Genomic DNA, 20,073 nt, shown 5'->3' with positions numbered 1-20,073 from the left:
CCAGGCGAGAGCGTCGGCAAGTTCGTGGGCGGTCCGGAGAGTCTCGGGATCCTCCGGACCGAGAGTCCCACGGCGGCACTCCAGCGTCTCCTCCAACAACGGCCGGGCCGCTTGGTGATCGCCAAGCCAGGCGAGAGCGTCGGCAAGTTCGTGGGCGGTCCGGAGAGTCTCGGGATCCTCCGGACCGAGAGTCCCACGGCGGCGCTCCAGCGTCTCCTCCAACAGCGACCGAGCCGCTTGAGGGTCACCCAGTTCCTCTAGGGCGACGCCGAGTTCGTGGGCGGTGTGGAGGGTGTCGGGGTGGTCCGGGCCAAGAGTCCGGCGGCGGCGTTCGAGAGTCTCCTCGAACAGTGGACGGGCCGCCTGAAAGTCGCCCTTCTCCTTCAGACTGTAGGCGAGGTGGTGCAGGTCGCTGGGACCGTCGGGATTGTCGCGGCCGAGGGAAGGAAGCCGCTCGGCGTACGTTTTTTCGGGGGTTCGTGGCTCGTTCGGTCCCGCATGCGGCGCTGCGGGACCGAGCTGCTCGGCGGGGAAGGTCGGCTCGCTGGTTGGCTGGACCCGTTTCACGGGGAACGCGGGCGCGGTGGATGGTTTGGCGCGGCCGATGCGTGCGCTGCGGACGTGGGATAGAAGGTGCGCTTGGGCTTGATCTTGCTCCAGGTCGAACAGGTCGATGGAGATGATGGGCGCGAAGGATCCGGGCCGGCGGCAGTCTTCGACCCGAATGGGAATCAGCTGGCGCTGGAAGCCGAGAGGATCTCTGCCGTGGGCGGCCTTCCACTCGGTTTGGCCGTAGATGGAGTCCAGGTAGTGCTTGGACAGTACCGCGATGGTGCGTTCGGCGTGCTGCATGCCTTCGGCCATCCGGATATGCAAGTTGTTTCCAGCTACAAAGTCCCACGCCTGGATCAGGACGCGATAGCCGGCCTCTTCCAACTGCCAGGCGATCCATACGGCCCACGCCTTGTCTTCGTTGGTGTAGGAGATGAAGAAGTGCCAGCCCTCGGATGTGCCTGCCCCGACGCCAGCGTCGCCCCCATCGATCACACGACGAGTCTCCCACCACGCGTGGACGTAGCGCATCGCGCCTGGCTTCGGGGGTGCCCGGCCCTGGCGGACAGCGACGCCGAGCCCGGAGGGCGCGGCCTGGCCTGCGCGGTATCTCGGCTCGCGGCGAGGCGACGCCAGGTCTCGGCCGTCTTTTCCTGCGGGAATCCGCAGGTCTCTCGCCTACGCCGACGGGAGGAGCAGATCTTGCCGCCCCGGCCACCGTTCAGTCGTCACATTCTGTGGCATACTGATTCCTCGGCCAGTCAGCTCGCCGCTGATAACTGCGTCGCCCTGCCCGGTGATGGCGCACGCACACCTGGGGCCTCGCACAGTGACGGATCGGGGGCCGGACGTTGGAGCCGTTGCTTGTAGGCACATCGTGGATGGTGTGAGAAGCCCGATGGGGGAGACTCCACGCACCCCGCCGCCGCCACCGGAATCGCCACCACTGCCGACGCCCCGCTGGCAGTCACCTGGGTTCCTGGTTTCACTCAGCGCGGTGATGGCGGTCATCATTACCTTCGTCGCTCTGGTGTCGACCGGGCACCTGCCGCAGCGGCACCACTCGTCCACGGCTGCGATGCTGGGCGGGTGCTCGACGGTATCCGTGCTGGGGGGCGCGGACCCGCAGACTCCCTTCAGCCTCGCCGCCCAGGACATGACATCGAAGATCCATAGAGCCTATGGCGGAACGGCGACGACCCCAAAGCCGTCGGATGGCAGCGTGGGGAGCCTTCGGGATATCAGCAATACTTCATCAAAGTGCACGGTCGCGCTCGCGCAACTGGACGAGACCGTCAGCGCTAGATACGGCATCGGTCCGTTCGACTGCACGACTCCGCAGCCCCAGACTCCGCAGCCCCAGACTCCGCAGCCCCATGAGTGCGCACGGGCCAATGGGGAGGCTCTGCAGGTAGTCGGTCCGGTCTTCATGAACGTTGCGCAGCTTCTGGTGAGCGGCGAATCCAGGATTACGACCGCCGCGCAGCTGTGCGGTAGCACGCCGGTCGCGGCCGGCGTGACAACGTCCGGGGAGTGGCCACTGTGGCAGGTCGTCGCGCACTCCATCCAGCACCAGGCCACGTTGACCACCGACGGACGGCAACCCGATGCGACGTGCACCCTCCAGCCCGGCGCTGATCCCACGAACCCGCTTAACGCTCTGAAATCACTCGATGTTGCGGACAAGCCCGTCTTTTGGATTGGGGCCCCGTCGACTCGGGAGATCCACAAGCAGGCGGCCACGCGGCTCGGCGGGCTTCGCCTGGTCGCCTTGGACGCGCCGGTCGTGGAACCGGGCACGGACCCATGGACCGTGCAGGGCTTCTGGGCGCTGAACACGTCGAGGTACCCCACGGGTTTCTCCGAGAAAGCCCTGCAGGACATCAGCGCGGATGTTTATCCAACACTCACGATCAGTGCCACCAACAAAGTCGGCACAGGGGCCACCCGTACCTTCGGAACCCCCGCCTTGATCGTCTCCAACAAGAATACGGACTCAGCACTCGTATCGTTTCTTGCGAATTGGCTCATCACCAACCAGAACCAGATGGGCATGATTCCGAAACTTCAGGGCAAGGTCGATGGTCTGGATCAAGGACTCCTGCCAACGCTCAAAAAAGACGTCTACTGCCTTGTGCCATTAGATGACGATGCAAGTAAGGAGTTCAGGAAAGACGGCCAATTCAAGGTGCCCTCATGTCCGTCCACACCCTCGCCATCCGCTTCATCGCAGTAGTCCCGGCACGCCAGGCCCGTCTCCACCGTTCAGGCCACCCTGGGCCGCGAGTCCGTTGGCAGTAACCGCAGGAGCCTCGAAGATTTCGCCTGTGGTTTTCGTCCAATCGTCCCCGCGAAAATCCTTAAAGTATTCGCCGCCAATGTCCACGAGTCCGCGCTCCACGGGACACGGGCCACCGGCGACCAGAACGGGCTCACCACCGCGCAGGACTACCTCATGCGGGGCCTCGGCGACCTCCCGCCCGCACGCTTCCCGCAGCTGCGAGCCGTCGCCGGCGACATGACCTCCGGTACCCGCGCGGACCGGCTCGGTTTCGGTCTGAACGTCCTCATCCCGGGCCTCGCCAGTATCGCCGGCAGTGCTGCCCCGACCCCGCGACGCCTGACGCCCCGTCCGGTGCCGGACGTCAGGACGCGGGAGGCGGTCGGCGCAGCGCGACGGGGGCGACGACCTCGTCGAGCAGCCAGACCGGACGGTCGGGCTCCGTGGGATCACGGCCGAACCAGGCCGGCGGGGTGGCCGCGCGGTCCAGCAGGGCGTCCGCCTCGGGCGGCAGCCAGACGTGCTCGGCGGCGCCGCTCTCGCCGATGCGCTCGGCGGTCAGCGAGGTGACCGCCACCCGGACCGGTTCGATGCTGGCCAGCAGGTGCAGCAGGGCGATCCAGACGGCGTCCGGGTCCGGCAGCGCGGCGACGACCGGTTCGACCGCGCTCAGATAGAGGTTGCCCTCGCGGGTGACCAGCTGCCAGATGAGGAACGTGGCCAGGCCCATGGTCCGCTCCAGCACATCGTCCCGCCCGGCGGGCGCGCCGGCGCCGCCGGTCGGCATCGCCGGAAGGAAGGAGTCGCCGGTGCGACGGATGTCGGCGTACTCCTTGCCACGCGGGACCCAGGTCGTCTCGTTGGCGCTGGTCACGGCGCCCGCGGTGGGGACGAAGTCGTCGCGGGTGAGACCGAGCAGTCCCAGGGCCAGGTGGTGCACCCGGCCGGTGCGGTGCGGGGCCAGGTGCCGCAGGCCCTGGCGGGACTGGCCGACGTAGGGCAGGCCCATCGTGTCGAGGCCGCCGGCGACGTCGCGCTGCGCGCGCAGGTAGTTCAGCCGGGCGCATTCCATCCACAGGCGCAGCGCCGGATGCCGGGCGGGGCCGAGGATCAGGTCGTTGCTGATGCCGAACGGAAGGATATTCAGGGTGAACGCCACGGCCGAGGCGGCGGTCGCCCCGAACAGGTCCGGCAGTGTCCCAGGACCGCCAGGACCGCCGGGGTCAGCCGCTTCGCCGGGAGCGGTGGACGCCGGGCCGGCGCCGAAGCGGATGTCGCCGTCGATGTACAGGCCGCCGAAGGTGTGCACGAGTTCCACGCGCAGGTGGTCGGTGGCGCTGGTGTAGCCGCGCGGACGCTGCTTGGCCATCTCCAGGACGTACTGCGGATGCAGGTACAACGGCGCCCCGGCGTGGAACACCTCATGCACGTTGACCAGCGCGATGTCGTTGTCCAGCGCCCAGCGCACCAGCGGTCGGACGTCCGTCAGCGGATCGAGCGCGCGCGGGTCGGGCGCGTCGCCCCTGGCCGCCTGGCTCCCGGGCTCTCGCGCGGCAGGCAACAGGGCGTCGGGCTGTTCGGCCGGGAGCTCGGCCGCGAGCTCGGCGAGCACGGCGGCGGCACGACGGCGCGGGATGTCGGTCCACAGCACGGCGGTGAGATCCGGATGCCGGCGGACGGCCTCGGCGTAATGGTCACGGAAGGCGGTGGTGGTCGGCATCGGCTGGCCCACCCAGATGCCGTGCGCGACGAAGGGGATCTCGACCGTTTCCGCCAGCACCGGCGTGTCGGCGTCAGACCTGCCCCACCGCACGAGCTCGGGTGCTCTGTGGGCCCGGAAGACCCGGCCGGGCGCGGCGCCGAGCGCCCGCGGGGACAGCTCGTCCGCGCTCGGCGCGGGCCGGGTGAGACTGAGCCGGCGCAGCAACGGCGCGACCTGCGCGGCCGGCATCCGTGCGACGTCGACCCCGGCGAGGAAATCCGGGGCCGGAGGAAGGCGATTCAGCCCGAACAGGTCGACGCCGAGCCAGCCGGCGGCCCGCCGTTCGGCCTCGGGAACGTGCAGGCGCTGGTCGTCGAGCAGCCGGCGCAGCCAGGACAGCAGTCCGGCGTCCGGCACCGGGTGCGCCCACGGAGGCCGGCGTGGATCCGCCTCCTGGCGCATCCGCAGCCAAAGCTGGCGCCCGGCGGTCAGCCGCGAGTCTGGGGCCACGGCGCATTCTTCCATCCGCGCCATCCCACTCGGGCGGCGATCCTTCCGCGCCGGCCTCGGCGGCGAGCACTCACCCGCCGGTGGTGGGCGGCTCCCGCCATCGGGTGACGAGTTCGGTGCAGTTGGCGCAGCCGAGTTTGGCCAGGATGTTGCGCACATGGCTTTCCACGGTGCGTTCACTCAGCACCATTGCCTCGGCGATCTGGCGGTTCGACCGGGCTTGGCGGACCAGGGCCGCCACCTCCCGCTCCCGCGAGGTGAGCGCGGCGCGCTCCTGCTCGCCGGCGCGGCGGCGGGCGGTGGCGAGCTCGGCGAGCAGACGGTCGGCGCGGGCCAGCGGGCCGGGCAGGTCCAGGTGCCGGGCCTCGGCCGCCGCGGCCCCCGCGACCCGCACGGCGGCCTCGAGCGCCCCGCTGTTCCCGCGTCGGCGCAGCACCTCGGCCAGCGCCAGCCGGCCCAGCACGACATACGGCCGGGCACCGAGCGCCAGGTCCGCGTCGATCGCGCGGCGCAGCGCCACCTCCGCCTGCTCCAGCGCACCGCCGTGGGCGAGGGCCCGGCCGTACGGACCGGCCATCGCCCCGACGAACAGCACCGTCGGGATCCCGTAGGCGCCGGGATACGCCGCCGCCGGCGCGAGCAGCGCGGCGAGCCGCCGACCGGCCGCCGCGTCCCCGAACGCCTCGACGAGATCGACGCACTGGACCAGCACCCCCTCCCAGCGCACGTCCACCGGCGGGTCGTCGAGCAGTGGCCGCAGCTGTTCGTAACAGTCCCTGGCCTCGTCCCGCCGTCCCACGAGCAGCAGCGCGTTAGCCCGAAACGCGGTCATCAGCGGGTTCGGCGGCGCGGCCGCCAGCGACGCCCACAGGTCGTCCGGCAGGTCGGCGGGGTCGCCGCGCAACGCCGCGAGATGCTGCGCCCACGCGTACCCGAGACCCACTGACAGCGGGTCACCGAAGGCGCGGGCCAGCGCGTTCGCGGCCTGGTCGGCGTCGCGGCCGGCGTCGAACCGTCCCTGCAGGGCCGCCCGGGCGGCCTGGCCGCGCAGCAGATGCCAGCGGGCCAGCGGCAGCCCGCCACGTTCGGCCATCCGGGCGATCGCCGCCATCGAGGCGTCCACCTCCTCGATCCGCCCCAGCTGGTAACTGGCCCGCAGGCGCCACTGCTCGGCCAGTACCCCGGACAGCGTCTGCCCCAAGGCCTCGGCCTGGCGCGCCGCGATCTCGGCGAGGCGCAACCGTTCGTGCACGTCGTCCGCCTCGGTGAGCAGCATCTCGCTGGCCCGGACGGCATCCAGCAGGGCCTGCCCGTCGGCGTCGGCACCCGAGTCGTCGCCAGCACGGGCCAGCGCCAACGCTTCCTGGGCCAGTGGTCGGGCCCGCTCGGGCCGGCCGGACTCGGCCACGATCGTCGCGAGCTGGGACAACAGCCGCGCACGGATGGACGGCGCCTGGTCCAGCGCGAGTGCCCGCTCGCACAGGCCGCCCACGACCCGCGCGGCCTCGGGGAACGTGACCCAGCGGACCACAAGCGCCGCCGCTGCCACCAGCCTGGGGTCATCAGCGACTGCCGCCGCCTGCTCGCAGTGGCGCAGCGCCTCGACCAGGTTGCCCGCCAGGTAGTGCGCCCGGCCCAGCTCGATCAGCGAGGAAGCCAGCTCGCCGGGTCCGGCACCGGCCAGGCGCGACGCGGCCGTCGCGGTTCTCAGGTGGGCCACCGCGTCGTCGAAGGCGAGCATCCGACGTGCCTCGGCGGCGGCGATCCGCGCCCACCGGGCCGCCGCCGCCTGCGCGGCCCGGTCGTGCCGTCCGACCCGGTTCCAGTGCGCGGCGATGTCCGCCGCGAGCCCCACCGCCGGCTGGTTCGTCCACTCGCCCGCGCCCGTGTCCTCGGCCGCCCGGACGCTGGCGCGGGTCTCGAGCTCGAGGGCGACCCGGCGGTGCACAGCACCCGCGTCGAGCCGGGCCGCACGGAGCCGCCGTTCCCAGGGCCCGACCGGACGAGTCGAAGCCATCATGGCCACCCCCTGCGGGGTGACCCACCGGCCCGCCTGGGCATCTACCCCGTGCGGCTACGCGACAACAAACACGTCGAGCTGGATTCGGAGCTCCTACGGCGCGCGTGCCGGAGGCTGATCGAAGAACCGAATGTCCGCGCCGCAGTCGATCTCGTCTATCTGGCGGAGGCCAACTATCACCAGGTCGAAGAATCAGAACACACCTATGAGCTGGTGCGGCGAGTGAAAGAGCGATACCAGGCGGAGTTGACGGGCATCGGTGGCCTGCAAGCGCAGCAAAGAAATCTCATCGAGCCCCTGGTGAAGCTGACCGAGGGACTGGGCGCGATGTTCGCGGAGGTCCCGATCGAGTTCGTCCTGCACGTCTCCACGCACTGTTGTGCGTCTACCTGGACATCGCCAGCTTCGCCCCAGGTGCGCCGGGTCTGGCCGAGGTGCTCGGCCACCTCGGGTCCGTGCCCGACGGGGCGGTCGAGCACGAGCACTTCGCGCTGTGATCCGCCGGGCCCGCGTCCCGGTCGCTTCGGGGGGCGACCGGGACGCGGGCGAGCCGCGCCCATCTGGTCGGCCGCCGAGATCCTTTCGGTCGCTTCTACAGGGGCAAAGTCACGCGCATTCCCTGTAGAAGCGACATCATGACTCACCACCCCCGCAGACCACCACGGACGGTGATGCTCGCCAGCCCGACCCGGGCGCGGGCCGGAGATCTACGAGTAGCGGCCTAAGCCTCGGCGGCGCGGCGCAGGACGTTGCGGTCGGTGTGGATGACCGGCTCGGCGGGGACGCGGCCGTGGGTGATGACGGTCTTCTCGTCGTAGCCCCAGCCGCCGTCCGGGTAGAGGGTGATCGCCACCTCGTACAGGGTGGTGTTCGCCGCCTTGATCAGGTAGGGGTTGGACAGGATGCCGTAGCTGGTCGAGCCCTGCTCGGCGCGCATGGTGTAGCTGGTGGCATCGGCGGTGGTCTCGCCGCCGGCGATGAGCGTCTGGCCGCGGGGGACCATGAACGAGCGCATCACCTGGCCGAGCTCGGCGTCCCAGAGCCAGTAGCCGACCTCGGTGTGGAAGGGGTTCTCCTCCACCACGGCGGTGCGCCAGGCGGCCATCCGGTAGTCGAGGCCGTAGAGGTGCTGGCTGCCGTTGTCGACGGGACCGAACGGCTTGAGCGTGATCTTCTCCCGGTACGGGGTGGTGATCATCGAGCCTTCGACATTGCCGAAGGCGATGTCGATGCCCTGGTCGCCTTCCCACTCACCGGCCAGGGCCGCAAGCGGCCCCCACTCGGAACCAACCACGTTGGTCAACTCCGGATCCTCCTCGTCACAGGGTTGACGCGACCGCGAGAACCGCGATCGCGGGAACTGCGTGAAACGTTCTGGAAATCTGCTGGCGCGCAGGCATTGTGAGGCGCTCCGGGTTCCGCTGGCGAGCCTAGTGCCCGACCCGGGCCGGCCGCCCATGGCGTAGCGCCCATCACACCCGACCCGGCGGACCGTCCGGCGGTCCGGCGGTCCGGGCGGTCCGGGCCGTCCGGGCCGCCCGGGGCAGTCGGGGCCCGTCCGGGCCGATGTCCTCGGTCAACCTCGCACCGGTGCCGGCGGCGGCACTCCCTTCCGCCGGCACCGGTGCGGCCCAGCCACGGCGGATGGGTCAGGCCGGCGTGGCGGGCGTGCGGGGAGCGGCGGCCTCGTGCTCGTAGGTGGACCAGCGCTCGTTGATGTCGCGCTGGGCCTGTTCCTCGAGCTGGGCTGCCGCCTCGGGGGCCACCGAGGTGAGCCGGGTGAAGCGGGACTCGGTGGCGGCGAACTCGGCGAAGTCCATCGAGGGCTTGCGCGAGTCGAGCTTGAACGGCTTGTCCTTGCGCGGGTCGACCCGGTACAGCGGCCAGTAACCGGACTTCACCGCGGCCTTCTGATGGGACAGGCCGTCGGTCATGTCGATGCCATGGGCGATGCAGTGCGAGTAGGCGACGATCAGCGACGGCCCGTCGTAGCTCGCGGCCTCGTTGAAGGCTCGCACCGTGTGCTTGTCGTTGGAGCCGAGCGCCACCTGGGCGACATACACGTCACCGTAGGCGGCGGCGAGCAGGCCGAGGTCCTTCTTGCGGGTCCGCTTGCCGCCGCCGGCGAACTTCGCGACCGCGCCGCGTGGTGTCGCCTTGGATGCCTGGCCGCCGGTGTTCGAGTACACCTCGGTGTCGAGCACCAGCACGTTGATGTTGCGCCCGGAGGCGAGCACATGGTCGAGGCCGCCGAAGCCGATGTCGTAGGCCCAGCCGTCGCCGCCGACGATCCACACGGCCTTCTCGACGAGGTCGTCGACGAGCGGGTCGAGTCGGCGGTCATGCTCGGGGTGGGCGGCCAGGCGCTGGCGCAGCTCGACGACCCGGGCGCGCTGGGCGGCGATGCCGAGGTCGCTGCGCTGGTCCGCGGCGAGCAGCTCGTCGACGAGGCTGTCGCCGACATACGGCGCGGCCGCCCGCAGCAGCCGGCGGGCCTCCCGCGCCCGGGCGTCCAGGGCCAGGCGCAGGCCGAGGCCGAACTCGGCGTTGTCCTCGAACAGCGAGTTCGCCCAGGCGGGGCCGCGCCCGGCCGCGTCCGCCGTCCACGGTGTGGTCGGCAGGTTCCCACCGAAGATGGACGAGCAGCCGGTGGCGTTGGCGACCAGGATCCGGTCGCCGAACAGCTGGCTCATGAGCTTGAGGTACGGCGACTCGCCGCAGCCCGAGCAGGCGCCGGAGAACTCGAACAGCGGCTGGCGCAGCTGCGAGCCGCGCACGTCGTCGCCGGGCACGATCGTCGGGTCGAAGGCGGGCAGGGTCTCCAGGAACGCCCAGCCGGCACGCTCCTCGGCGAGCCGGGGCGCCGCGTCGACCATGTCGAGGGCCTTGTGCTCCTTGTTGGCCTTGTCGGTGGCCGGGCAGACCTTGGCGCACAGGGTGCAGCCGGTGCAGTCGTCCGGGGCGACCTGCACCGTGACCCGCATTCCGGCGAGGTCGGACTCCCGGGGCTCGCGGGACTTGAAGGTGTCCGGGGCGCCGTCGAGCAGCTTCGGGTCGTAGGCGGTCATCCGGATCGCGGAATGCGGGCAGACCAGCGCGCACTTGCCGCAGTTGATGCACAGGTCCGCGTCCCAGATCGGCAGCTCGTGGGCGATGCCGCGCTTCTCGTAGCGGGCGGTGCCGACGGGGAACGTGCCGTCGACGGGCAGGGCGCTGACCGGCAGCAGGTCCCCCTCCCCCGCCATGATCCGCGCGGTGACCTCCTTGACGAACACCGGCGCGTCCGCCGCGAGCACGCGCACGGCAGCGAGGCTGCCCACGCTGCGCCCGGCGAGTGTCACCTCGGCGAGCGCGCCGAGCGAGGCGTCGACCGCGGCGTTGTTGCGGGCGATCACCTTCTCGCCGCGCTTGCTCTGGGCGACCCGGACCGCGTCCTTGACCGCGGTGACGGCCCGCTCTCCCGGCAGGAGCCCGGAAAGGCTCAGGTAGCAGGTCTGCAGGACAGGACTGACGATGCCGGGCAGGCCCGCGTCGCGGGCGACCCGGTCGGCGTCGACGACGAACAACCGTGCGTTGCTTTCGAGCAGGTGACGCTGCGCGTTGGTCGGCAGGTGTTCCCAGACCTCGTCCGGCCCGAACGGGCTGTTGATCAGCACCGTGGCGCCGGGAGCGGCGACCGCGAGGACGTCCACCCGCTCGAGCAGGGAGAACTGGTGGCAGCCCACGTACTCGGCGTCGCGGATCAGCCAGGGCGCGTCGACCGGGCGGGGCGACAGACGCAGGTGCGAGACCGTCATCGAGCCGGACTTCTTCGAGTCGAACACGAAGTAGGCCTGGCTGTGCAGGTCGGTGTGCCGCGCGACGATGCCGGCGCTGGCCCGGGTCGCGCCGACCGTGCCGTCGCTGCCCAGGCCGTAGAACACCGCCCGGCGGACGTCACCCGCCTCGGCGAACTCGGCCTCGTTCACGCCGGAGCCGGCCACGTCCACCGACAGGCCGGTCAGGTCGTCGGTGATGCCGACGGTGACCTCACGGCGGGGAGCGGGGCTGGCGAGCTCGGCGAAGATGGCCGCGGCCATCGCCGGGGTGAACTCCTTGGACGCGAGACCGTAACGGCCGCCGATCACCCGCGGCATGCTCGCCGGGCGCTCGGCGAGCGCCGCGATCACGTCCAGGCGCAGCGGCTCGCCGGCGGCGCCGGGCTCCTTCGTCCGGTCCAGAACCGCAAGCGACGTCACGGTGGCCGGCAGGCAGGCGAGGAAGGCGGCGGTGTCGAACGGCCGGTACAGCCGGACCTGCACGAACCCGACCTTCTCCCCGCGCGCCACGAGACGAACCACGGCGTCGCGCACGGCGGAACGGCCCGAGCCCATGATGACGACGACCCGCTCAGCCTCGGGATGGCCGTGGTACTCGAAGATCCGGTAGCGTCGTCCGGTCTTCTCGGCGAGGGCGTCCATCGCCCGCTGCACGATGCCGGGCACGGCGCTGTAGTAGGCGTTCGCGGCCTCGCGGGCCTGGAAGAACGTGTCCGGGTCCTGGGTGGTGCCACGGATGACCGGGTGGTCCGGGGACAGCGCCCGGGTGCGGTGCGCCTCGACGTGCTCGGCGCTCAGCAGCCCGCGCAGCGTCGCGTCGTCGATCTCGTGGACCTCGTTGAGCTCGTGGGAGGTGCGGAAGCCGTCGAAGAAGTGCAGGAACGGGATGCGCGACTCCAGGGTCGCCGCGTGGGACACGGCGGCGAGGTCGTGGGCCTCCTGCGGGGAGGCAGAGGACAGCATGGCGAAGCCGGTCGTTCGGGCGGCCATCACGTCACTGTGGTCCCCGAAGATGGACAACGCGTGCGTGGCGATGGTGCGGGCGGCGACATGCAGGACCATCGGCGTGAGCTCGCCGGCGATCTTGAACATGTTCGGCAGCATCAGCAGCAGACCCTGGGAGGCAGTGAAGGTCGTCGACAGTGCCCCGGCCTGCAACGCCCCGTGCACGGCCCCGGCGGCGCCGCCCTCGCTCTGCAGCTGCACCACCTCCGGCACCGCTCCCCAGAGGTTCGCCTTCCCCTTCGCCGCCCACGCGTCGGCCATCTCTCCCATCCCCGACGCCGGGGTGATCGGGTAGATGGCGATCACCTCGCTAGCCCGATAGGCCACCAAGGTGGCGGCCTCGTTCCCATCGATCGTCTTCTGACCCATGCACTCCAGAGTCGGCCGCCGATACCGCGATCAGTCCGGGACTTCCGTCCCGTCGAGCCGGCCAGAATGTCCCGGTATGTCGCGCCCTTAGCCGCCACCACTTCCACACGCGGCCCCTGACACGCACCGTCGGTGACGGATCGCGCGGCCGGGAAACCGCCGCCAGCCGGCCCGGGGCCCTCCGTGTCGCTTCTGCTGGAACAAACCAGGAAAAAAAGGCTTCGTAACCCGGTAGAAGGAACACCGAAGCCCGCGCACCCTCCGGGACGCGGCGACGCCGCATTCGGAGCGCGTTTCTGGACGGCGGGGGCGCGAGGGGCGCGCGGGGGGCGTGGGGTGGGATGGTGGCGTCACGGCCTGCGTGGTCGGTGTGCGGCTCGAGCAATGCGAGGCGATGTGCGGCAGGAACCGGGGCGGCAGGAACTGGGGCGGCAGGAACTGGGGCGGCGGCAGCGGGAGTTCGGGGCGATCCATCGGCACGGGCTGGTGCGGGTGGCGGCGGCGACGCCGGTGGTCTCGGTCGCGGATCCGGCGCGCAACGCCGAGGCGACGGTGGCGCTGGCGCGCGCGGCGGATGCGGACGGTGTTGACGTCGTCGTCTACCCGGAGCTCGGGCTTTCGTCGTATGCCATCGGGGATCTGCATCTGCAGGACGCGCTGCTCGACGCGGTGGAGCATGCCGTCGGCGCCGTGTGCGAGGCCAGTGCCGAGCTCGGGCCGCTGCTGCTGGTGGGTGCGCCGCTGCGCCGCGGCGGCCGGCTGTACAACACGGCGCTGATGATCTCCCGTGGGCGGGTCCTCGGCGTGGTGCCGAAGATCTACCTGCCGAACTCACGGGAGTACTACGAGAAGCGCTGGTTCGCCTCCGGCGCCGGGCAGGAGCGCACCGGCAATGACGGCGGCGGCACGGACGGCGGCATCGGCGGCGGGCCGGTGATCACTGTCGCGGGGCGGACCGTGCCGTTCGGGACGGATCTCGTGTTCGCGGCGACGGACCTCGCGGATCTGGTGGTCGGGGTGGAGATCTGCGAGGACTACTGGGCGCCGGTGCCGCCGTCGTCGTACGCGGCGCTGGCGGGGGCGACCCTGCTGGCGAACCTGTCGGCGTCGAACATCGTGGTCGGGAAGGCGGCGGTGCGGTCGCAGCTCTCGGCGGCGCAGTCGGTCCGGGCGATGGCGGCGTACGTCTACTCGGCGGCGGGGACGGGCGAGAGCACCACCGATCTGTCCTGGGACGGGCAGGGCACCATCCACGAGCTCGGGGATCTGCTCGCCGCGTCGGAGCGGTTCGCCGACGGCCCGCAGCTCGTCGTCGCCGACGTGGATCTCGCCCGGGTGCGTCTGGAACGCATGCGCACCCCGACGTTCGCCGACGCCGCCCGGTACGCCGGGGAGCCCGAACGCCGCTTCCGCACCATCCGTTTCGAGCACCGCCCGCACGGCCGGGACGTCGGGCTGCGCCGCCCGCAGCGCCGGTTCCCGTTCGTCCCCGACACCCCCGAGCGCCTCGACCTCGACTGCTACGAGGCCTTCTCCATCCAGGTCCATGGGCTCGCGCAACGGTTCCGCGCCGTCAACGGCGGACGCGGCGCCCTGCCCGGACGGACGGCCGCCACCCCGTCAACCGCCACCACCTTGCCGGCCGCCACCACCTCGCCGGCCGCCAGCACCCTGGCGGCCGGAACCATCACGTCGACCGGAACCGTCACGGAGGACGCTTCTGAGGGGGCCGTCCGGCCACGGGGACGCATGGTGATCGGAGTGTCGGGCGGGTTGGACTCGACGCACGCGCTGATCGTGGCGGCGAAGGCCTGTGACCTGCTCGGGATCCCGCGCACGACGATCCTGGCCTACACGATGCCGGGGTTCGCCACCGGCGAGGGGACGAAGGCGAACGCCTGGGCGCTGATGCGGGCGCTCGGCGTCGAGGCCGCGGAGATCGACATCCGTCCGGCGGCCCGCCAACTGCTCGACGACATCGGCCATCCGGCGGCCGAGGGGGCGGCGCAGTACGACGTCACCTACGAGAACGTCCAGGCCGGGTTGCGCACCGACTACCTGTTCCGGCTGGCGAACCGGCATGGCGGGTTCGTGATCGGGACGGGGGATCTCTCCGAACTGGCGCTCGGCTGGTGCACGTACGGCGTCGGCGACCAGATGAGTCATTACGCGGTGAACGCCGGCGTGCCGAAGACGCTCATCCAGTACCTGATCCGCTGGACGGTGGGGTCCGGCCAGTTCGACGAGGCCACGGGGAAGCTGCTGACCGCGGTCCTCGACACCGAGATCTCCCCCGAGCTCGTCCCCGCCGATGCCGAGACCGGCGCGATGCAGAGCACCCAGGACCGCATCGGCCCGTACGAGCTGCACGACTTCTTCCTGTTCCACATTCTGCGGTTCGGCCTCGCCCCGTCCAAGGTGCTGTTCCTGGCCTGGCAGGCCTGGCGGGACGCGGGCGCCGCCGGCTGGCCGGCGGGTTTCCCGGTGTCCGAGCGGCATTCCTATGATCTGCCGACGATCGAACGCTGGCTGCGGGAATTCCTCGTACGTTTCTTTCAGACCTCGCAGTTCAAACGTTCCGCCCTGCCGGACGGGCCGAAGGTGTCCTTCGGTGGCGCGCTGTCCCCCCGCGGTGACTGGCGCGCCCCCTCGGACGCCAGCCCCGCCGCCTGGCTCGCCGACCTCGATCGCAACGGCCCCACCCGCTGACCGCTTGTCCTTCCCGCCCCTCTTACGGGTACCCCCGAGGCCGCGACACCGGCTTTTCCGGCCAGAACGGGATGACAGCCACTCCTTTGTCATGCCAGAGTGCCCCCGGAAGCTGCCCGGCAACTGACACTCCGAACCACCCCCGAGGGCACCGTCGCCCCCATCCGCTGTCCCGCCCGCGGTCCTGCCGCAGTGATCCGCACGGCCCCGCGACGACCCCGGATGCGACCACCGGCCACGACGACCGCACGCCGCACGGGCCCGCATGGGCGGCAAGCACGGGCCCCCACCGGCCTGGGGCAATGCGGCGCGAAGGAGCAGTTCGGCGAGAAGGGAGGAGACGCCGTGAGCAGGCACCGCCAGCCGATGTCCCGGGCTGATCGGTCGGTGGCCGGACGGCACCGCCCGGCTCCCGCTCGACGGACCGCGCGGCGTCCCGGCCGGCATGCCCGGCTGCGTGCCCCGGCCTGGCAATCGATGTCCACCGCGCGCCGGGCCCGCCGCGATGCCGCCCTTGCCACCGGTGCGATCCTCGCTCTGATTGCCACCGTCGTCCTGCTCACCAGCGGGCTCGGCCCCAAGCTCTCCGCCGCCGCGATGGAGACGAGGTCGGGAGCGCAGTCGGCGGGCAGTGCGGTCGGTTCCGCGACGGGCCCGGTCACGCAGCCGACCACCGGTGATGACCAGGCCCTGCCACGCCTGATCGCCACGACGGATCCCGGACCGATCGGTCAGGTCATCGTCCTGCCCGCATCCTCGTCCGCAGGTGCCGGCCCGGCTCGCCCGGTCACCTCCGCCTCCACCGGTTCGCGTGCCGCCAACCGGTGGAGGCGCGACCGCATGGACCGGCGTGGGACCGTGCCGGTGATGCTTGCCCGACAGGGCACGGCACCGATTCTCGAGCCGCCCCCAGCCGCGGCATCAACCCTGGCCGGAACTCCCGGTGACACCAGCTCACTGCCTGGAGACGGACCGACATCCACACCCGTGGACGCGCCCGCCCACGCCGAGCCGGCACCGGTGGCGCCGACGGCCTCCACCCCAGCATCGGCGTCCGGTCGGTCCGTCGACCAGTCCGACACTCCCAGCGCCGACCTCCCCAGCAGCGGATCGCCGACACCGGGTGCGCCCCCTTCCCGACCTGCGTCCGCACCCCCGCCGTCGGCGGCATCCACCCCGCCGACGCCCACCCACCCGACGTCCACTTCACCGGCGTCCGCTCCACCGGCGTCCGCTCCACCGACGTCTACTTCACCGGCGTCCGCGCAGCCGACATCTACCCACCCGACGCCCGCGCAGCCGACATCCGGCACCCGGCCGGACGACACGCCGGCCCCCAGCGTCCCGCCGGTGACCCCCGTGACGCCGGAGCCGCCGAGCCCGTCGCCGCAACCCACCACGGCACCGGACGCGCCTGATCCGATTCCTCGGCCCGACCCGACGCCGGGCTCATCCCCGCCCACCAACGCCAGCGCCGCATCGGCCGCCACGCCGCAGCCCACCCCCGCTGCGACCGACGAGTCAACGCCCTCGACCAGCGCGGCTCCCACCGGCAGCTGAATTTCGCACCGACAGCGTCCCTGCCATATGCAGGTGCGATGGGTGGCCGAATGCGCGCGCCCCAGGTGTCCGCTTGGAGACAGCCAATCGGCCTGAAAAACCCCTGGCGCCAGGCCACCGCATCGGCGATCCTCGGGAGAGGATTTTTTCGGCGACGAGCCGAGCTGCCGCGCCGCCTTCGCCGTCGACCGACAGAAACGCCAGCCCTGGGGGATTTTCATGGGCAGCCGAACCGAATACCGGTTCGACGTCTTCGTGGTGTACGCAGCGCGGGACGAATGGTGGGTGCACGGCTTTCTGTTGCCCGCACTCGCCATTCCGGAAAGCCGCATCGTCACCGAGGGTGATTTCCAGCCCGGGGCGGTGCTGCTGGCAGAGTTCGCGGCCGCGGTCATTGGCAGCCGATTTACCGTCGTCGTCCTCACTCCGGACTTCCTGGTCGACGGCTGGGCCGACCTGAGCCAGCGGCTGGCCGCGCATCTCAGCGTGGACGAGCAGCGCAACCGGCTGGTGCCGATCCTGCTCCGGCCCTGCGAACTGCCCCTGGACCTGGCCGCTCGGGTGCGCCTCGACTGCACGCGACCCGCCGGATGGGAGCCGGCCGCAGCTCGTCTGCGGACACTCCTGCACAGCACAGCCCCTGCCGCGGCAGGCATTCCGTGCCCGTACCCCGGGCTGCTTCCCTATGCCGAGTCAGACGCCGCACTGTTCTTTGGACGCGACGCCGAGATTGCCCGCATTGTCCAGCTTGTTCGCCGCGCGCCGGAGATATTCGTCATCGGGCCCTCCGGTTCCGGTAAATCATCCCTGGTGAGCGCAGGAGTTCTGCCGGACCTCGCGCGGCGGGAGCCCGACGGCTGGCTTTCCCGGACCATGCGGCCAGGCGCCGATCCGATGGCGGTGCTGCGCGAAACACTCCAGTGGCCAGGTTCACGCAGCCTGGCCGACGCCATGTCCGACCTGACAGAGCGGCATTACGCCACTCGCCTGCTGCTGGTCGTGGACCAGCTGGAGGAGATGTTCGTCCAGGCCCCGGCGGCGGACCGGGCGGAGTTCCTGCGCGCCCTGCGGCTCGTCGCGCGGGAGACCGACCGCGGATTTCTGTGTGTGCTGCGAGCCGACTTCTACCCCGACCTGATGGGATGCGAGCTGTGGCCGGTGCCGGCCGGCCAGCGGGTGGAGATCGTGCCTCCGCGCGGACAGGCGTTGCGGGCCGCCATCGAGCGGCCCGCCCGCCACCGCGGCGTGCACCTCGAGCCGGCGCTGGTGGAACGGCTCGTCGCGGACGTCGCGGCCGAGCCGGGCACGCTGCCCCTGCTCCAGGAGACGCTGCGGCGGCTGTGGGAGGACCGACAGCAGCGGGTCATCACCCTGGATGACTACCAGGCCGCGGGCCGCGACGGTCTGAGCGCGGTAGCCACGGCGCTTGCGACCTGGGCCGATGCGAGCCTCGCCGGTCTGTCCGCGGACCAGCAGGCGGTCGCCAGGCGGATCTTCCTACGCCTGGTTCACCTCGGCGACGGCCGGGACGACACCCGTCGGCGGCAGTCAGTGGACGCGCTGCGGGTCGCCGGCGAGCAGACGGACGCGTTCGACGAGGTGCTGCGGCGCCTCGTCGAACGGCGCCTGGTGACGGTCAGCGGCACCGAGGGTGAGGACATCGTCGTCGATCTTGCCCACGAGGCCGTCATCACCGCCTGGCCGGCGCTGTGCCGCTGGGTGACCGACGGACGCGAGGCGGAACTGCTGCGCCGACGGATCGAACGGGACGCGCACGAGTGGCAGCGCGCCGGCCGCCACCGCACCCTGCTCTACCGGGGCCGCCGGCTGCACAACGCCCGGGAGTGGCGGTCCCGGTACGCGGGCGAGCCGAGCCGGACGGTGCTGCGCTTTCTCGCCGCCTCGCGGCGCCTGGACCTGGCCCTGCGGGCCATCGCCGCGCTCACCGCCGCCGCGGCGCTGGCGGGTGTCGCCTGGCTGCTCGACCCGGTTGCCCGGCGGTGGGAGCTGCACCGTCGGGCCGTGGCCGCCTCGCCGATGGTGCACCTGGCCGGCGGTCCGACGGTGCTGGGCGGCTTGGGCCAGACCGGCGCCCGCGGCGAGCAGGTCCGGGCGCTGGCCCCGTTCGCCATCGACCGGCACGAGGTCAGCAACCGGCAGTACCGGCTGTGCGTCCAGGCCCGCGTCTGCTCCCGCCCGCTGGAACCGGCCGAATACCAGGGCATCGACACTCGACCCGACCGGCCGGTCGTGTATGTCACCGCCTACCAGGCCGCGCAGTTCTGCCAATGGCTGGGCCGGACGCTCCCGACCGGAGCGCAGTGGGAGCGCGCCGCCCGCGGCCAGCAGGGACGGCCGTGGCCCTGGGGCCGGGCCGCGCCGACACCGCCCCACGCCAACGTCGCAAGCGACGCTCCCGACACCGTCATCCCGGACGCCGCCATCACCGACGTGACCGATCGCCGCTTCGCCGCCGGCTGGACCCCCGAGGGGATCGCCGACCTGATCGGCAACGTCTGGGAGTGGACGAGCAGCCCTTCGACCTGCGATTCCACGCCGTACAGCTGCAACCGGCCGTGGAACGGCCGCGACCGGGTGGGGGGCCTCGAGTTCCGCGGCTCGTCGTTCAAGGACATCGTGACCGCCCCGACCTTCATCAGCGAGACCGACGCCAACCAGCCACTGGAGGCCCTCGGCTTCCGGTGCGCCCGCAACGGATGAGGAGACATCCATGTCCAGCTCCGACCCCACCGGCGCCGAACCGCCTGCCAGCGAGCCCACCGGCGACAGGCCGACGGACGCCAGACCGACGGACGACAGGCCGACGGACGGTACGGCGAGCGACCCGCCCTGGGACGACGTACGGGCCGAGGACCCGGAGGTCATCTCCCGCGACGGCACCATCGTCGTGCGCCGCCGGTACCACAACGTCGCAGCCCCCGAGTGGCCGCCGCTGATCATCGAGGCCAGGGTCAAGAATCCATCGAACCCCGAGCTCACCCTGCGCCAGATCCTCGAGGACCTGGTGGAGACGCGGGTCTTCTACGAGCTGATCAGCCCTGACCGCGACCCCGACCGGCCGATCCGGCCCGAGCAGCTCGAACGGCCCGGCCGGCCCATCCGGCCGGACATCCTGCCGCCGACGACCGACCCGGATCGGCGCGTACCGGCGACCGAATACCTCCTGATCCTGGATGGCCGGGCACCGCAGCCGCTGCCCGTCGTCCACGCGGTCGCCCAGAGCCGCCCGGTTCACGCGGGACCGCCGAAGGACTGGGTGCCGGCGCCGGGGGCGGGCAGCCCCATCCCGGTGACCGTTGTGGCTACGGCCGGCCCCGGCCGCCCCAAAATGATCATCGGAGTCACCTTCTCGAACGGCAGGTCTGTAGCCAAGTTCAGCCTGCAGCGCGGGGACGTCAAGCAGTGGGCGAGCGCGTCGCGGACCACAGTGTGGGGAATCGAGCCGGGGTCCTGGTACACGATCAGCCTCACCTGGAGATCTGCGTAGTGGCGGACTTTCCGACCCCGGCCGACGCCTCGGGGGCGG

The 20,073-nt window shown here is 71.5% G+C and carries 10 protein-coding genes; 5 read left to right on the top strand and 5 right to left on the bottom strand.

Annotated elements, in window-relative coordinates; genetic code table 11:
* Window positions 1-1,047 (bottom strand): toll/interleukin-1 receptor domain-containing protein (locus MXD95_RS10070; protein WP_250640296.1); only part of this gene is annotated, 1,047 nt, incomplete at its 3' end.
* Window positions 1,048-1,552: 505 nt separating this feature from the next.
* Here MXD95_RS10070 and MXD95_RS10065 point away from each other — a divergent pair.
* Window positions 1,553-2,788 (top strand): TAXI family TRAP transporter solute-binding subunit, encoded by a 1,236-nt coding sequence (locus MXD95_RS10065; RefSeq protein ID WP_250640295.1) that lies wholly within the window; start codon window positions 1,553-1,555, stop codon window positions 2,786-2,788.
* A 409-nt stretch (window positions 2,789-3,197) separates the two neighbouring features.
* On the opposite strand, the gene MXD95_RS10060 is transcribed toward MXD95_RS10065, so the two are convergent.
* From MXD95_RS10060 to nifJ, 4 genes are all read right to left on the bottom strand, one after another.
* Window positions 3,198-5,045 (bottom strand): hypothetical protein, encoded by a 1,848-nt coding sequence (locus tag MXD95_RS10060; protein ID WP_250640294.1) that lies wholly within the window; start codon window positions 5,043-5,045, stop codon window positions 3,198-3,200.
* Between the two features lie 70 nt (window positions 5,046-5,115).
* Window positions 5,116-7,062, bottom strand: coding sequence for a helix-turn-helix domain-containing protein (locus MXD95_RS10055; protein WP_250640293.1), 1,947 nt, complete (start codon window positions 7,060-7,062; stop codon window positions 5,116-5,118).
* Between the two features lie 724 nt (window positions 7,063-7,786).
* The gene (locus tag MXD95_RS10050; protein WP_250640292.1) at window positions 7,787-8,368 is read right to left on the bottom strand and encodes a heme-binding beta-barrel domain-containing protein; all 582 of its coding nucleotides are present in this window, start codon (window positions 8,366-8,368) and stop codon (window positions 7,787-7,789) included.
* Between the two features lie 346 nt (window positions 8,369-8,714).
* Complete coding sequence (gene nifJ, locus MXD95_RS10045; RefSeq protein ID WP_251078105.1) at window positions 8,715-12,257, bottom strand: pyruvate:ferredoxin (flavodoxin) oxidoreductase; 3,543 nt, start codon at window positions 12,255-12,257, stop codon at window positions 8,715-8,717.
* Between the two features lie 396 nt (window positions 12,258-12,653).
* Here nifJ and MXD95_RS10040 point away from each other — a divergent pair, with 396 nt between their 5' ends.
* From MXD95_RS10040 to MXD95_RS10025, 4 genes are all read left to right on the top strand, one after another.
* On the top strand, window positions 12,654-14,966 hold the full coding sequence (locus tag MXD95_RS10040) for an NAD(+) synthase (protein WP_250640290.1): 2,313 nt from the start codon (window positions 12,654-12,656) through the stop codon (window positions 14,964-14,966).
* 345 nt (window positions 14,967-15,311) lie between these two features.
* Window positions 15,312-16,526, top strand: coding sequence for a hypothetical protein (locus MXD95_RS10035; RefSeq protein WP_250640289.1), 1,215 nt, complete (start codon window positions 15,312-15,314; stop codon window positions 16,524-16,526).
* A gap of 219 nt (window positions 16,527-16,745) precedes the next feature.
* Window positions 16,746-19,247, top strand: coding sequence for an nSTAND1 domain-containing NTPase (locus MXD95_RS10030; protein WP_250640288.1), 2,502 nt, complete (start codon window positions 16,746-16,748; stop codon window positions 19,245-19,247).
* 10 nt (window positions 19,248-19,257) lie between these two features.
* Entirely contained in the window at window positions 19,258-20,034 is a 777-nt protein-coding gene (locus tag MXD95_RS10025) for a hypothetical protein (protein ID WP_250640287.1), read from the top strand.
* Window positions 20,035-20,073 lie beyond the last annotated feature (39 nt).

The organism is Frankia sp. AiPa1, assembly GCF_023243075.1.
Classification (GTDB): Bacteria; Actinomycetota; Actinomycetes; order Frankiales; family Frankiaceae; genus Frankia.
This window is presented reverse-complemented; position numbering and strand designations above follow the sequence as displayed.

Coding starts and splice junctions, on each gene's coding strand:
- MXD95_RS10065 (WP_250640295.1), top strand. CDS start 1,553: ATGGCGGTCATCATTACCTTCGTCGCTCTGGTGTCGACCGGGCACCTG.
- MXD95_RS10055 (WP_250640293.1), bottom strand. CDS start 7,062: ATGGCTTCGACTCGTCCGGTCGGGCCCTGGGAACGGCGGCTCCGTGCG.
- nifJ (WP_251078105.1), bottom strand. CDS start 12,257: ATGGGTCAGAAGACGATCGATGGGAACGAGGCCGCCACCTTGGTGGCC.
- MXD95_RS10030 (WP_250640288.1), top strand. CDS start 16,746: ATGGGCAGCCGAACCGAATACCGGTTCGACGTCTTCGTGGTGTACGCA.
- MXD95_RS10025 (WP_250640287.1), top strand. CDS start 19,258: ATGTCCAGCTCCGACCCCACCGGCGCCGAACCGCCTGCCAGCGAGCCC.